The 15,247-nt window shown below is 65.2% G+C and carries 13 protein-coding genes; 4 read left to right on the forward strand and 9 right to left on the reverse strand.

The window, feature by feature from the left end:
• Positions 1-57: 57 nt before the first annotated feature.
• Entirely contained in the window at positions 58-1,527 is a 1,470-nt protein-coding gene (gene guaB / locus ACFW0B_RS01080; RefSeq protein WP_449146112.1) for an IMP dehydrogenase, read from the reverse strand.
• 188 nt (positions 1,528-1,715) lie between these two features.
• Positions 1,716-2,267, reverse strand: coding sequence for a sugar ABC transporter ATPase (locus ACFW0B_RS01085; RefSeq protein WP_449146113.1), 552 nt, complete (start codon positions 2,265-2,267; stop codon positions 1,716-1,718).
• A 99-nt stretch (positions 2,268-2,366) separates the two neighbouring features.
• On the opposite strand from ACFW0B_RS01085, the gene xseA reads away from it, so the two are divergent.
• From xseA to leuA, 4 genes are all read left to right on the forward strand, one after another.
• Positions 2,367-3,746 (forward strand): exodeoxyribonuclease VII large subunit, encoded by a 1,380-nt coding sequence (gene xseA, locus ACFW0B_RS01090; RefSeq protein ID WP_449146114.1) that lies wholly within the window; start codon positions 2,367-2,369, stop codon positions 3,744-3,746.
• A 2-nt stretch (positions 3,747-3,748) separates the two neighbouring features.
• Positions 3,749-4,570 carry a peptidoglycan DD-metalloendopeptidase family protein gene (locus tag ACFW0B_RS01095; protein WP_449146115.1) on the forward strand — a complete coding sequence of 274 codons (822 nt, stop codon included), beginning with the start codon at positions 3,749-3,751 and terminating at the stop codon, positions 4,568-4,570.
• A 108-nt stretch (positions 4,571-4,678) separates the two neighbouring features.
• A complete protein-coding gene (locus ACFW0B_RS01100; RefSeq protein WP_449146116.1) occupies positions 4,679-5,902 on the forward strand; it encodes a mechanosensitive ion channel family protein in 1,224 nt (407 codons plus the stop codon).
• Between the two features lie 355 nt (positions 5,903-6,257).
• Positions 6,258-7,928 carry a 2-isopropylmalate synthase gene (gene leuA, locus ACFW0B_RS01105; protein ID WP_449146117.1) on the forward strand — a complete coding sequence of 557 codons (1,671 nt, stop codon included), beginning with the start codon at positions 6,258-6,260 and terminating at the stop codon, positions 7,926-7,928.
• A gap of 125 nt (positions 7,929-8,053) precedes the next feature.
• Here leuA and ACFW0B_RS01110 read toward each other — a convergent pair whose 3' ends face one another.
• The 7 genes from ACFW0B_RS01110 to hisS all read right to left on the reverse strand — a co-directional run bounded on the left by ACFW0B_RS01110 (position 8,054) and on the right by hisS (position 15,233).
• Complete coding sequence (locus ACFW0B_RS01110; RefSeq protein WP_449146118.1) at positions 8,054-8,419, reverse strand: winged helix-turn-helix transcriptional regulator; 366 nt, start codon at positions 8,417-8,419, stop codon at positions 8,054-8,056.
• A 13-nt stretch (positions 8,420-8,432) separates the two neighbouring features.
• Positions 8,433-9,227: an amidohydrolase gene (locus ACFW0B_RS01115; RefSeq protein ID WP_449146119.1), complete on the reverse strand. Its 795-nt coding sequence runs from the start codon at positions 9,225-9,227 to the stop codon at positions 8,433-8,435.
• Positions 9,215-10,363 carry a pyridoxal phosphate-dependent aminotransferase gene (locus ACFW0B_RS01120; RefSeq protein ID WP_449146120.1) on the reverse strand — a complete coding sequence of 383 codons (1,149 nt, stop codon included), beginning with the start codon at positions 10,361-10,363 and terminating at the stop codon, positions 9,215-9,217. The genes ACFW0B_RS01115 and ACFW0B_RS01120 overlap by 13 nt, the downstream gene beginning before the upstream one ends.
• A 209-nt stretch (positions 10,364-10,572) precedes the next feature.
• Complete coding sequence (gene der, locus ACFW0B_RS01125) at positions 10,573-12,051, reverse strand: ribosome biogenesis GTPase Der (RefSeq protein WP_449146121.1); 1,479 nt, start codon at positions 12,049-12,051, stop codon at positions 10,573-10,575.
• 78 nt (positions 12,052-12,129) lie between these two features.
• Positions 12,130-13,272 (reverse strand): outer membrane protein assembly factor BamB, encoded by a 1,143-nt coding sequence (gene bamB / locus ACFW0B_RS01130; protein WP_449146122.1) that lies wholly within the window; start codon positions 13,270-13,272, stop codon positions 12,130-12,132.
• A 1-nt stretch (position 13,273) separates the two neighbouring features.
• Positions 13,274-13,912, reverse strand: a complete 639-nt coding sequence (locus ACFW0B_RS01135; RefSeq protein ID WP_449146123.1) for a YfgM family protein — start codon at positions 13,910-13,912, stop codon at positions 13,274-13,276.
• 31 nt (positions 13,913-13,943) lie between these two features.
• Entirely contained in the window at positions 13,944-15,233 is a 1,290-nt protein-coding gene (hisS, locus tag ACFW0B_RS01140) for a histidine--tRNA ligase (protein WP_449146124.1), read from the reverse strand.
• Between the last annotated feature and the right edge of the window lie 14 nt (positions 15,234-15,247).

Below are 15,247 nucleotides of genomic sequence, written 5' to 3' on the forward strand. Positions count from 1 at the left end.
ACAAACGACACGGGGCTGAATCGAACAGCCCCGTGACGCACCTGTTTTCAGTCAGCCTCAACCGACGCGATAGTTCGGGGCTTCCTTGGTGATCTGTACGTCGTGGACGTGGGACTCGGCCATGCCGGCGCCGGTGATGCGCACGAACTGCGGCTTGGTGCGCATTTCCTCGATGGTCGAGCAGCCGGTGTAGCCCATGGAAGCGCGCAGGCCGCCCATCAGCTGGTGAACGATGGCGGTCAGGGTGCCCTTGTAGGGAACACGGCCTTCGATGCCTTCCGGAACCAGCTTCTCGGCACCGGCCGAGGAGTCCTGGAAGTAACGGTCGGACGAGCCCTGGGACTGCGACATCGCGCCCAGCGAGCCCATGCCGCGGTAGGCCTTGTAGGAACGGCCCTGGAACAGTTCGACTTCGCCCGGAGCCTCTTCGGTGCCGGCGAACATGGAACCCATCATCACGCAGGAAGCGCCGGCCACGATGGCCTTGGACAGGTCGCCGGAGAAGCGAATGCCGCCGTCCGCGATCAGCGGAATGCCGGAGCCGGCCAGGGCCGCGGCGACGTTGGCGATGGCGGAAATCTGCGGCACGCCAACGCCGGCAACGATACGGGTGGTGCAGATGGAGCCCGGGCCGATGCCGACCTTGACCGCGTCAGCGCCAGCCTCGGCCAGGGCCTTGGCAGCTTCGCCGGTAGCGATGTTGCCGCCGATCACCTGCACCTGCGGGAAGGTGTCCTTGACCCAGCGAACGCGCTCGATCACGCCTTTGGAGTGGCCGTGGGCAGTGTCTACCACCACCACGTCGACACCAGCGGCAACCAGGGCGGCAACGCGCTCGCCGGTGTCGGCGCCGGTGCCCACTGCCGCGCCGACGCGCAGGCGGCCCTGGTCGTCCTTGGACGCCAGCGGGTAGGTCTTGGCCTTCTCGATGTCGCGGAAGGTCACCAGGCCACGCAGGTAGAAGTTCTCGTCGACCACCAGCATCTTCTCGATGCGGTTCTCGTAGAGCTTGGCCTTCATTTCTTCCAGCGGGGTGCCTTCACGGGCTGTGACCAGCTTGTCCTTGGGAGTCATGATCGCGGCAACGGAGTCGCCGACGTTCGGACGGAAGCGCAGGTCGCGGCCGGTCACGATGCCGACCAGCTCGCCCTCTTCCACCACCGGGAAGCCGGAGAAGCCGTATTCACGGGCGATCTGCAGCAGTTCAATGATCTTGGTGGAGGGGGTGACGGTCACCGGGTCACGGACGATGGCGGTCTCGTGACGCTTGACCTTGCGCACTTCGGCAGCCTGCTGCTCGATGGTCATGTTCTTGTGGATGATGCCGATGCCGCCTTCCTGGGCCATGGCGATGGCCAGGCGGGCTTCGGTCACGGTGTCCATCGCTGCGGACACCAGCGGGATGTTCAGTTCGATGCCGCGGGTCAGGCGGGTCTTGAGGCTGACATCCTTGGGCAGAACCTCGGTATAACCCGGGATCAGGAGAACGTCGTCGAAGGTCAGGGCTTCTTGGCTGATGCGCAGCATGGCGGGAGCTCCCAGGCGGGAAAATTGGAAGCGCGCCATTATAACGGGGCCATGGCCGCGGCTCAACGCGACCGAAGGGCTACAGATCGGGTTTCTGGTCGCGGAAGCGATTTAAATCCTCGATGCGCCCCCGTAAAAGACGAAGTGCCGTGATCCCTCCCGTTCAGCGACGGAATTCGCCCTCCCGGTCACCCGTCCGTCCGAACCTGGCGCACCGAGTATCCGAGCCGCTCGCCGAAGGCGTCGAGGAAGGCCCGGGTGAAGCGGGTTTCGCCCCAGCCATTGAAGATGAAACCAAGGTTGGAAAAGCCGCAGGGCTGCAGGAAGAGGAAGCCGTTGATGTCGTCCTCGAAGCCGCATTCCGGGCAGATGAAGTTGTCGGTATGCCCCGGCCACCACTCTTCCAGGCTCTCGAACAGGGGTTCGCCGACTTCCTGGCGGCACTCTGGGCAGCCCGCTTCATTAAAGAAGTCGCGCGTGGGCGTATAGATGCAGCGCTTGTCCACCAGCTCCAGGCCGTTCACCGGCTGGCCATATGGCAGGCGCTCCGGGTGCTCCACCACATCCCGCGCGCCCGGTGCGATGGCGTAGGCCATGCGGTTGCCGCGCAGCCCACAGGTGCTCGGCAGCGCTTCGACCACCTCGCGCTGGGCCAGCCAGCGCAGCATGCGCCCGACCAGGGCCTGGTGCCCGGGAACGGTGGAGATCTGCGGCACGATGATCAACTGGCTCGATTCCATTTCTGACTCCTGCTGCAGTGGGAAGGGCGCGCAGCTTAACCATCGCCCTTTACCCGTCAACTATGGCGCATGGCGGCAAAGCCATTATCATTTCCGCCCATGCTCAAAGACCCCTTCCAACGGCTCGGCCTCGACCGCGAGGTGCTGACCGTCAGCCAGCTCAACCAGCGCGCCCGCCATCTACTGGAGGACGTGTTCCCACAGGTCTGGGTGGAAGGCGAGATCTCCAACCTCGCCCGCCCCGCTTCCGGCCATCTCTATTTCACCCTCAAGGATGCCCAGGCCCAGGTCCGCTGCGCGCTGTTCCGACAGAACGCCCTGCGCGTGCGCCAGGCCCTGCGCGACGGCCTGGCGGTGCGGGTACGCGGCAAAGTCTCGTTGTTCGAGGGCCGTGGCGATTACCAGCTGATCGCCGACGCCGTCGAACCAGCCGGCGACGGCGCCCTGCGCCTGGCCTTCGAAGCCCTGAAGGAAAAGCTGGCCGCCGAAGGGCTGTTCGCCGCCGAGCGCAAGCGCCCGCTGCCCGCTCACCCGCAGCGCATCGGCATCGTCAGCTCGCCCACCGGTGCTGTGATCCGCGACATCATCAGCGTGTTCCGCCGCCGCGCGCCCCAGGTACAGCTGACCCTGATCCCCACCGCGGTGCAGGGCTTTGATGCCACCGCCCAGATCGTCCGCGCCCTGGCGCTGGCCGATGCGCAGGGCTTCGATGCCCTGATCCTGGCCCGGGGCGGCGGCTCGCTGGAGGACCTCTGGTGCTTCAACGAGGAAGCCGTGGCCCGTGCGGTGGCCGCCTGCCGGACGCCCATCGTCAGCGCCGTTGGCCACGAGACGGACGTATCCATCAGCGATTTCGTCGCCGACGTGCGCGCGCCGACTCCCTCCGCCGCCGCCGAACTGCTGGCCCCGGACGCCAGTGACCTGCAGCAGCGCCTGGACGGCCTGCGTCGGCGCCTGGTCCTGCGCATGCGCGAGCACCTGACCCGCGAGCGCCTGCGCCTGGACGGCCTGTTCCGACGCCTGCGCCACCCCGGCGAGCGGCTGCGCCAGCAGGCCCAGCGCCTGGATGACCTGGACATGCGCCTGCGCCGGGCCTTCGAGCGCCAGCTGCAGGTTCGCCACGAACGCCTGGCGCGCCTCGATACCCGCCTTGCCGCGCAGCATCCGGGACGCACCCTGGCACTGTTGCGGCAGCGGCTGGAGAGTCTGGCCGAGCGCCTGCCCCGCGCCGCGCGTAACGCCATCAAGGAGCGTCGGCAGAAGCTCGACGCCCTGGCCCAGACCCTGCACGTGGTCAGTCCCCTTGCCACCCTCGGCCGCGGCTACAGCATCCTGCTGGACGAACGCGGCCAGGCCATCCGCGCCGCCAGCCAGACGCGCCCCGGCCAGCGCCTGAAGGCCCGCCTCGCCGAAGGTGAGCTGGACGTGCGCGTCGAAGACAACCACCTCACTCCCGTGAACCTTTCCCTGCTGGATTGACCATGCGCCTGCTCGCCGCCCTGCTCCTCTGCCTCGCCCTGCCCGCCCATGCCGAAGGCTTCATCACCCGCCTGCTGAACAAGCCGGTACCGGGCGGCGTCGCGGTGATCCAGCTCGGCGCCGCCGCCCAGGCGCCCACCGCGCGCTACCGGGGCAAACCGATACTGGTGATCAAGGAAGACGGCCGCGACTGGATCGCCATCGTCGGCATTCCGCTGGGCACCAAGGCGGGCCCACAGCAGATCGAGGTGAGCGATGGGCGCAAGCTGAGTTTCAGCGTCGGCCCGCGCAGCTATCGCGAGCAGCACATCAAACTGGCCAACCAGCGCCAGGTAAATCCGCTACCGGAAGACCTCAAGCGCATCGAGCGCGAGCTGGCCGAGCAGACTGCCGCCTACCGCCGCTTCAGCCCCGGAACGCCGAGCAACCTGCTGTTCGACAAGCCGGTGAACGGCCCGCTTTCCAGCCCCTTCGGCCTGCGCCGCTTCTTCAATGGCGAGGAACGTAACCCGCATTCCGGCCTGGACTTCGCCGTGGGCGCCGGCACGCCGATCAAGGCACCGGCAGCGGGCAAGGTGATCCTCATCGGCGACTACTTCTTCAACGGCAGGACGGTGTTCGTCGACCACGGCCAGGGCCTGATCAGCATGTTCTGTCACATGTCGAAGGTAGAGGTGAAGCTCGACCAACAGGTGCCACGCGGTGGCGTGGTGGGCCGCGTCGGAGCCACCGGACGCGCCACCGGCCCGCACATGCACTGGAACGTCAGCCTCAACGACGTGCGCGTGGACCCAGCCATTTTCATCGGTGCCTACAAGCCCTGACCGACATCTGCGCTTACAGCACGGATCTGGGGCGGCCCCGGTGGATTTGCTAAGGTCCGGAGCTTTCCGGGGCCCGCCCCGCTCACCAGACTCTGCAAGGGAACGCCGATGCTGAAAGAAGTCACCCCCTGGCTCGCCTGGCTGCGGCAGCATGAAGAGCTGCACACCATCGTCACCACCGTAGTCCTCATCCTCCTCGCGTGGGTATCCAACTGGATCGTCAAGCGCATCCTGATCCGCGGCCTGTTCCGCGTCACCGGAGCGCAAATCCAGGACCACGGCCTGATCAGACGACTCGCCAACATCGTGCCGGCCCTGGTGCTCGCCGGCGGCGTGCGGATAGTGCCGAACCTGCCGCACGTGCTGGTGGAGGTGATCAGCAACGTTTGCGCGGCGTTCATCGTGCTTACCATCGCCCTGGCCCTGAGCGCCGTGCTGGATATCACCAACAGCCTGTACCAGCGGCGCAAGAACGCGCACCTGCGGCCCATCAAGGGTTATGTACAGGTGCTGAAGATCGCCATCTTCGCCATCGCCAGCATCCTGATGATCGCCAGCTTGATCGATCGCTCGCCGCTGATCCTGCTGTCGGGCCTGGGTGCCATGGCCGCGGTGCTGATGCTGATCTTCCAGGACACCCTGCTGTCCCTGGTGGCCAGCGTGCAGATCACCTCCAACGACATCATCCGTGTCGGCGACTGGGTGGAAATGCCGCAGCTCAACGCCGATGGCGACGTCATCGATATCGCCCTGCACACGGTCAAGGTGCAGAACTGGGACAAGACCATCACCACCATTCCCACCAAGCGCTTCATCACCGACGCGTTCAAGAACTGGCGCGGCATGCAGGAGTCGGGCGGCCGGCGGATCAAGCGTTGCCTGTACCTGGACCAGAACAGCGTGCGCTTCCTCAGCCAGGAGGACATCGAGCGACTGCACAAATTCCGCCTGCTGGACAGCTACCTCACCGCCAAGCAGAGCGAGCTGCTGTCCTGGAACAGCCAGCTGGACGAAGAACAGCGGCTGCCGGTCAACAGCCGCCAGCTGACCAACCTCGGCACCTTCCGCGCCTACGTGGAGCACTACCTGCGGGAAAACCATGACATCCGCAAGGACATGACCCTGCTCGTGCGGCAGATGGCCCCCACCGCCGACGGACTGCCCCTGGAGCTGTACTGCTTCACCAACACCACCGCCTGGGCCCGCTACGAGGCCATCCAGTCCGACATCTTCGACCACCTGCTGGCGATCCTTCCGGAATTCGGCCTGCGGGTCTTCCAGCACCCCAGCGGTGCGGACATGCGCGCACTACGCCTGCCACCGACGCAATGAACCGGGCGCTGCCCGCGAATTGCCCGCCAAGGGGCCTTTCGCGGGCCGGCTGCCTCGCACCCAAAAAGCTGCGCAATCATTCACATAATCTCGCCGCACTCACGCAATAATTCATCTACCTACGAATTCCTGCGCTCTTTTTCACCATTTTTTCCGCGATGCTTGCCATATTCACTCACGATGAATAGGGTTAGCCCCTATGAAAACCGCACACACTCTCATCCTTCTGCGTCAACACGCCTGCCTGCGACTGGTCAGCCCCCGACTGCGTGGCTGAATCCCACCTTCGCCGCACCCGCCGATTCCCAATGCCTGGCCGACCATCACGCGGCCCGCAGTAAAAAGGATTTGCCCCATGAGCATGCTGAAAGACCCGTCCAACAAGTACCGTCCGTTCCCGGCCATCAACCTGCCTGACCGTACCTGGCCGTCGAAGACCATCACCGAGGTACCGATCTGGTGCAGCTCCGACCTGCGCGACGGCAACCAGTCGCTGATCGAGCCGATGGACGCGCAGAAGAAGATGCGTTTCTTCAAGACCCTGGTGCAGGTGGGCCTGAAGGAAATCGAGGTGGCCTTCCCGTCCGCCTCGGACACCGATTTCAACTTCGTCCGCGAGCTGATCGAAGGCGGCCACATTCCGGATGACGTGACCATCCAGGTACTGACCCAGGCCCGCGAAGACCTGATCACCCGCACCTTCGAGTCCCTGAAGGGCGCGAAGAAGGCCATCGTCCACGTCTACAACGCCACCGCACCGTCCTTCCGCCGCATCGTCTTCAACCAGGACAAGGCCGGCGTGGTCGACATCGCCGTGAAGGCCGCCACCCTGATCAAGGAACTGGCCGCCAAACAGCCGGAAACCGAATGGACCTTCCAGTACTCCCCGGAAATCTTCAGCTCCACCGAGCTGGAGTTCGCAGTGGAAGTCTGCGACGCAGTGATCAACGTCTGGCAGCCGACGCCCGAGAAGAAGATCATCCTCAACCTGCCGGCCACCGTGGAATGCGCCACGCCGAACGTGTACGCCGACCAGATCGAATGGTTCGGTCGCCACATCAGCCGTCGTGATTCGGTGATCATCAGTCTGCATACCCACAACGACCGCGGTACCGGCGTGGCCGCCACCGAACTGGGCCTGATGGCCGGCGCCGACCGCGTGGAAGGCTGCCTGTTCGGCAACGGCGAGCGCACCGGCAACGTCGACCTGGTGACCCTGGCGCTGAACATGTACACCCAGGGCCTGCACCCGCAGCTGGACTTCTCCGACATCGACGCCGTGCGCAAGGTGGTCGAGGAATGCAACCAGCTGCCGGTCCACCCGCGTCACCCCTACGTGGGCGACCTGGTGCACACCGCCTTCTCCGGCTCCCACCAGGACGCCATCCGCAAGGGCTTCGCCCAGCAGAAGGAAGACGCCATCTGGGAAGTACCCTACCTGCCGATCGACCCGGCCGACATCGGCCGCAGCTACGAGGCGGTGATCCGCGTGAACAGCCAGTCCGGCAAGGGTGGCATCACCTTCCTGCTGGAGCAGGAGTACGGCATCAGCCTGCCGCGCCGCATGCAGATCGAATTCAGCCAGGTGGTGCAGAAGGAGACCGATCGCCTGGGCCTGGAAATGACCGCCGAGCAGATCTACAAGCTGCTGGACGCCGAGTACCTGCAGGCCAACACTCCGTTCGCCCTGAAGGGCCATCGCCTGCAGGAAGAGAACGGCACCAGCGCCGTGGATATCGAAGTCCAGGTCAAGGGTGAGACCCAGCACCTGCGCGGTATGGGCAAGGGCCCGCTGGAAGCCCTGGTGGCCAGCCTGCCGGTGAAGGTGGAGATCATGGACTATTCCGAGCACGCCATCGGCGCCGGCACCAACGCCAAGGCCGCGGCCTACATCGAGCTGCGCGTCAACGGCGGTCGTGCCCTGCACGGTATCGGCATCGACGAGAATCTCACCACCGCCAGCTTCCGCGCCCTGTTCAGCGCCCTCAACCGCGCCCTGAGCCAGGCCGAGGCTGAAGCGGCCTGAGGCTGAGGCTGCAATGAATAACCCCGCCGTCCGGCGGGGTTTTCTTTTGTGGCAACATTGTGAGAGCGAATTCTTTCGCGAATAGATTCGCTAAAACAGACAGAGCTTCAGATCCGGGAAGAAGGCTATCCCTGCTGCTGCCAGTGGCACTTGCCCCAGGCGCACATGGAATCCAGTACCGGCTTCAGGCTGCTGCCGTGCTCCGTCAGGCGGTATTCGACCCGCGGCGGCACTTCGGCATAGACGGTGCGCGAAACGATGCCGTCGCGCTCCAGCTCGCGCAGTTGCTGGGTCAGCATTTTCTCGGTGATGCCAGGCACCAGCCGCTTGAGCTCGGAGAAGCGCCGCGACTCGGGGATCAGGTGATAGACCAGCAGCGACTTCCACTTGCCGCCGATCACCGCCAGGGTGACTTCCACCGGCGTGTTGTAGACCTTCTCCCCCGCCACCAGCAGGTTGCCGTCGGCCGGTAGCGGCTTGTGTTCGCTCATGGTCGCTCCGGGCTCAGAGGTGCAAGTCGAAGGCGTCCGCGTCGCGCATCGCCGGGAAGCGCTCGCGGTATGCCGCCAGTTGCGAAGCGGACAGGCTGGCAAAGAACACGCCGTCGCCATCGCCGGCGTTCAGCAGACTCTCGCCCTGGAAATCCAGCACCTGACTGTCGCCGCTGTAGCCGTGGCCCTTGCCATCGGTCCCCACGCGGTTCACCGCCGCGACAAAGCACAGGTTCTCGATGGCGCGCGCCGGCAGCAGGCGGTTCCAGTGATGGCGACGGGCCGCTGGCCAGTTGGCGGTGTAGAGCAGCAGGTCAGTGTCGTGCGGATCGCGGCTCCACACCGGGAAGCGCAGGTCGTAGCAGATCAGCGGACGCACCCGCCAGCCCTTGAGCTCGAACAGCGCCTGGGTTTCGCCCGGCGTGTAGTGCTTGTGTTCGCCGGCCATGCGGAACAGGTGGCGCTTGTCGTAATGCAGGACTTCGCCGTCCGGGCGGGCCCAGAGCAGGCGGTTGCGATGGCTGCCGTCGGCGGCCTGGATGATGAGGCTGCCGGTGATCACCGCATCCAGGCGCCTGGCCTGCTCACGCAGCCAGGCATGGGTCGGGCCCTGCTCGGGCTCGGCGAGAGCCGCCGAATCCATGGAAAAGCCGGTGGTGAACATCTCCGGCAGGACGATCAGGTCCGCCCCCTTCGCCTGCTCCAGCAAGGCTTCGAAGTGCGCGTGGTTGGCGGAGCAGTCGTGCCAGGCCAGGGCGGTCTGCACCAAGGCCAGCTTGAGGTCGGGCAAGGTGGTCAGATCGCGCATAGCTTTTCCGCCGCCTGACGCAGCGTCTCCTCACGTTTGGCGAAGCAGAAGCGCACCAGACGCAGGTCCTTGGGCGCCTGCTGGTAGAACACCGAAACCGGGATGGCGGCGACGCCATGCTCGCGGGTCAGCCACTCGGACATGGCCACGTCATCCAGGTCGTCGCGGATGGCGCTGTAGTCCACCAGTTGGAAGTAGGTGCCGGCGGCACGGGTGAAGCCGAAGCGCGAGCCGGCCAGCAGGTCGCAGAACAGGTCGCGCTTGGCCTGGTAGAAGGCCGGCAGCTCGGCCAGGTGCTCCGGATGCGCCGCCATGAAGTCGGCCAGCGCCCACTGCAGCGGCGTAACGCCACAGAAGTTCACGTACTGGTGGACCTTGCGCAGCTCGGCAGAGAGCGCCGGCGGGGCGACCACGTAGCCGGTCTTCCAGCCGGTGACGTGATAGGTCTTGCCGAAGGAGCTGACCACGAAGGCGCGGGCGTAGAGCTCGTCATGGGCGAGCACGCTGACGTGGCTGACGCCGTCGAACACCAGATGCTCGTAGACCTCGTCCGACACCAAGTAGATATCGCGATCACGGATCAGCTCGGCCAACTGGTCCAGTTCGGCGCGGGAAATCAGCGCGCCGCTGGGGTTGTGCGGGCTGTTGAGGATGATCATGCGGGTGCGCGGGCTGAGGGCGTCGCGCATGCGCTGCCAGTCGATGGAGAAGCCCGGCAGTGCCAACGGCACATGCACGCAGCGGCCACCGGCCAGCTCCACGGACGGCTCGTAGCTGTCGTAGCAGGGATCGAGGACGATCACCTCGTCGCCGGCGCGGACCACCGCCTGGATGGCGCAGAAGATGGCTTCGGTGGCGCCGGGAGTGATGGTCACTTCGGCATCGGCGCTGACCGCACGGCCATAGAAAGTGGCCACCTTGGCTGCCACCTGTTCGCGCAGCGCAGGCAGGCCGGTCATCGGGGCGTATTGGTTATGTCCGGCGGCGATGTGCCGACCGACCGCATCGCACAGGGCGGCTGGCGCGGAGAAATCCGGGAAGCCCTGGGACAGGTTGATGGCGCCGACTTCTGCGGCGAGCTGGGACATTTGGGTGAAGATGGTGGTGCCGACGTTGGGCAGCTTGCTGGTGATCATTGCAATCCGGCTAATGGCGACTGGGAAGTGGGCCATAGCTTAAGCCCTGAGGGATTTCGCCACCACAGGAATGCCCCTTGCCGGAGCGCGCTCTGCCCGCGAAACCTTGTGCCTGCCCGATTCGCGAGCAGAGCTCGCTCCTACGAAAGGCAGGTTTCACCCGCCAAGTAAAAAGGGCGCCCCGGGGCGCCCTCTTCTTCCAGCCGGTATCAGCGCTTCTTGTCGCGGCGCTTCTTCTCGGCCTTCTTGTGGTGCGACATGAGGCGGCGCTTCTTGTTCACCTGGCGCTCGGTGAGGGTGTTCTTCTTGCCCTCGTACGGGTTCTCGCCGCCCTTGTACTCGATGCGGATCGGCGTGCCGACCAGCTTGAGCACGCGCCTGTAGGTATTCTCCAGGTAGCGCGTGTAGGACTTGGGCACCGATTCCACCTGGTTGCCGTGGATCACGATCAGCGGCGGGTTGGCCCCGCCCAGGTGGGCGTAGCGCAGCTTGATGCGGCGGCCGTTGATCAGCGGCGGCTGGTGTTCCTGCACCGCGTCCTCGAGGATCTGCGTCAGGCGGCTGGTGGGCCAGCGGGTGATGGCGGAGCGGAACGACTCCTGCACCGACCTGTACAGGTGGCCGACGCCGGTGCCATGCAGCGCGGAGATGAAGTGGATGTCGGCGAAGTCGACGAAGAACAGCCGGCGCTCCAGCTCGGTTTTCACGTAGTCGCGCTCGCTGGGCTCCATGCCGTCCCACTTGTTCAGGGCGATGACCAGCGCACGGCCGGTTTCCAGCACGAAGCCCAGCAGGTTGAGGTCGTGCTCGACCACACCCTCGCGGGCGTCCATCACGAAGATCACCACGTTGGCGTCCTGGATGGCCTGCAGGGTTTTCACCACCGAGAACTTTTCCACAGCCTCGAAGATCTTGCCGCGGCGACGCACGCCGGCGGTATCGATCAGGGTGTACTTCTCTTCGTTGCGCTCGAAGGGGATGTAGATGCTGTCGCGGGTCGTGCCGGCCTGGTCGTAAACGATCACCCGATCTTCACCGAGCATGCGGTTGACCAGGGTGGACTTGCCGACATTGGGCCGACCGATGATGGCGATCTTGATGCCGTCCTTCTCGCTCGGACCCGGAATGCGCTTGGCTTCTTCGCCTTCGGCGACTTCCTCAGCGCTGGCCGCTTCCTCTTCGTCGGCGCCTTCGTCACGCGGGAACTCGCCCAGCGCGACCTGCAGCATCTGGCTGATGCCACGGCCGTGAGCGGCAGCGATCGGCAGTGCGTCGCCCAGGCCCAGGGGACTGAACTCGGCGCGTGCGATGTCCGGGTCAACGGTGTCGACCTTGTTGGCCACTAGGAAGCTGCGCTTGTTCCGCTTGCGCAGGTGCTCGGCGATCATCTGGTCGGCGGCGGTCATGCCGGCGCGCGAGTCGACCATGAAGAGCACCGCATCGGCTTCTTCGATGGCCTGCAGCGACTGCTCGGCCATCTTCGCGTCGATGCCTTCCTCATCGCCCGAGATACCCCCGGTGTCGATGACGATATAGGTGCGACCCTGCCATTTCGCCTCGCCGTACTGGCGGTCACGGGTCAGACCCGCGTATTCCGCGACAATCGCGTTGCGGGTCTTGGTCAGGCGGTTGAACAGGGTGGACTTGCCGACGTTGGGCCGACCCACCAGGGCAATTACGGGAACCATGAGGCTCTCCACTCGTTATTTCAGAAAACACAAAGGCCGCTGCCGTTTGACGACAGCGGCCCGACATCAGGCTCCAGCTTAGCGGATGGTCAGGCCAACCAGCTTGCCGCCGTTGCCATAGGCATACATCCACTCACCGACCACCAGCGGACGGGCACGCAGGCCGTCGCCATCGATCTTCACGCGACCGACGAAGTGACCGTCCACCTGACTCAGCAGGTGCAGGTAACCTTCGAAGTCGCCCACAGCCACGTAGCTGGAGAAGACTTCCGGTGCGGACAGCTGGCGGCGGGCCAGGGCGTCGTTGCTCCACAGGGCGGAGGCGGAACGCTCATCCACGCCTTCCACGGTGCCATTGGCCAGGCTCACGTAGACGTTGCCGAAGCCCTGGGCGACGCCGGCGTAGCTGGAGGCGTCACGCTGCCAGAGCACACGGCCGCTTTCCAGATCCAGGGCAGCGACACGGCCCTGATAGGTGGCGACGTAGAGGGTACCGCCGGAGAGCAGCAGGCCACCGTCGATGTCGACCACGCGATCCAGCTCGGAGCGGCCCTGGGGCACGGCCACGCGCTGTTCCCAGACCGGAATACCGCGCCGGATATCCAGCGCGAGCACCTTGCCGGTGGACAGGCCGGCCACGGCCAGATTGTTGGTCACGATGGGCGCGCCAGTACCCCGCAGGGTCAGCACAGCCGGGGTGTTCTCGTAGATCCACAGCTGGTTGCCGGTGGCGGCATCGAAACCGAGCAGGGTGTCGTTCTGGGTCTGCACGACCACCACGTCACCGTTGTTGGCCGGCGGGGCCAGCACTTCGCCATTGACACGGGCGCGCCATCTTTCTTCACCATTGGTGGCGTCCAGGGCTACGATTTCACCCTTCAGGGTACCGACCATCACCAGGCCATAGCCAACGCCCACGGCGCCGGACACCGGCAGTTCCAGGTCCTGCTTCCAGATCACGTCGCCATTGAAGCGATCGAGCGCCATGACCTCGCCGTTGACGTCCGAGGCGTAGATAGTGTCGCCATCGACGGCGGGTACCAGCAGGTTGTAGGTCTCGCCCTGGCCATCGCCAATGGAGCGGCTCCAGCCCTTGTTCAGACTCACCTCTTCGGTGAAATCGGGCAGCTCGGCCGGCGGCAGTTCCTTCTTGCTGTTGCTGCTGCAGCCCACGGCCAGAACGGCCAGGGCCAGCACTGCGGCATTCTTCCAGCGCATCACGTCATGCGTCCCCTTTTGCCAGGTCGTCGAGCTTCATCTGCAGGCCACCTACGGCGGCATCTTCGGGCAGTGCGGCCTTGGCTTTCAGGTAGGCAGCATGCGCGTCATCGGTGCGACCCAGCTGCACCAGCAGGTCGCCCTTGAGTTCTTCGCGGCTGGCGGCGAAGGCCTTGTCGGCGTCGCCTTCCAGCAGCTTGATGGCATCTTCGGCCTTGCCCTGGGCAGCCAGGACACGGGCCAGGCGCTGGCGGGCCAGTTCGCCCAGGGTCGCATCGGCCGGCTTGTCGAGCACGGCCTTGAGTTCAGCGGCGGCGTCGTCCAGCTTGCCCGCCTCGACCGCGACCTTGGCCACGAACAGGCTGCCGTACTGGGCGTAATGGGTGCCGCCGAAGTCACTTTTCAGCTTGCCGGCCAGTTCGGCGACCTTGGCCGAATCCGGTGTGCCGCTGGGGTTCAGAGCGGTTTCCAGCAATTGCTGGTAAATGATCGAGGCGCCCTGGGCCTGATTGGTCTGGTACTTCTGCCAGGCCTGCCAACCGAAGACCACCGCCAGCGCCAGTGCGCCGCCAGTGAGCATGGGTTTGCCGTTGCGCTGCCACCAGTCCTTGATCTGCGCAATCTGTTCTTCTTCAGTCTGCATGCTTAACCCCGTACTCCTGATCTCTGGATGCTCAAGCCCGCTTCAGGCAGGCAGCGAGATGCTCGGCCAGAGCATCCCAGGCAATGTTTTGTTGTTCGCTGTCGTCGCGAAGCGGCTTGCAACCTACCACGCGCTTGGCCAGTTCGTCGTCCCCCAGGATCAACGCGTACCGGGCGCCGCTCTTGTCGGCCTTTTTGAACTGGCTCTTGAAACTGCCGGCACCGGCATTGACCAGCAGGCGCAGGCCCGGAATGGCATCGCGCAGCTGCTCGGAAAGGCCGAGTGCGGCCAGCTCGGCGGCTTCGCCGAAGGCACAGATATAAACGTCGGCCGGACTGTTCAGCTCCTCCGGCACCAGGCCAAGGGTTTCCAGCAGCAACACCAGGCGCTCGACACCCATGGCATAGCCCACACCCGGAGTCGGCTTGCCGCCGAACTGGGTGACCAGGCCATCGTAGCGGCCACCGGCACAGACAGTGCCCTGGGAACCGAGCTTGTCGGTCACCCACTCGAAGACGGTACGGCTGTAGTAGTCGAGGCCGCGTACCAGCTTCTGGTTGATTTCGTAGCGGATACCCACGGCATCCAGGCGCGCCTTGAGGCCTGCGAAGTGGGCCAGGGACTCTTCGTCGAGATAATCGTGGAGGGTCGGCGCATCCACCAGCAGGGCCTGGGTGCCACCATCCTTGCTGTCAAGAATGCGCAGCGGGTTGGTGGTCAGGCGACGCTGGCTGTCTTCGTCCAGCAGGTCGTAACGCTGCTGCAGGTAGGCCACCAGGGCATCGCGATAGCGGGCGCGGGCCTCGCTGGAACCCAGGCTGTTCAGCTGCAGGGTCACGGCATCGGCCAGGCCGAGCTTCTTCCACAGGCGCCAGGTGAGCACGATCAGCTCGGCGTCGATGTCCGGGCCGGGCAGGTTGAAGACTTCCACGCCCATCTGGTGGAACTGGCGGTAGCGGCCCTTCTGCGGCTTCTCGTAGCGGAACATGGGGCCGGCATACCACAGTTTCTGCACCTGGCCGCCGCCGGTGAGGCCATGCTCGAGTACGGCGCGCACGCAGCCCGCGGTACCTTCCGGGCGCATGGTCAGCGACTCTTCGTTGCGATCGAGGAAGGTGTACATCTCCTTGTCGACCACATCGGTGCCTTCGCCGATACCGCGGGCGAACAGCTCGGTGAACTCGAGGATCGGCAGGCGGATTTCCTTGTAGCCGTAGCTATCCAGCAGGTCGGCGACGGTGTTTTCCAGATAGCGCCACGCGGGCGTCTGCTCCGGCAGGATGTCGTTCATGCCACGAATGGCTTGCAGGGTCTTGCTCACGTGGGTTCCTTGTT

This window comes from Metapseudomonas phytobenefica (genome assembly GCF_043392685.1).
In the GTDB taxonomy this organism is placed as follows: Bacteria; Pseudomonadota; Gammaproteobacteria; order Pseudomonadales; family Pseudomonadaceae; genus Metapseudomonas.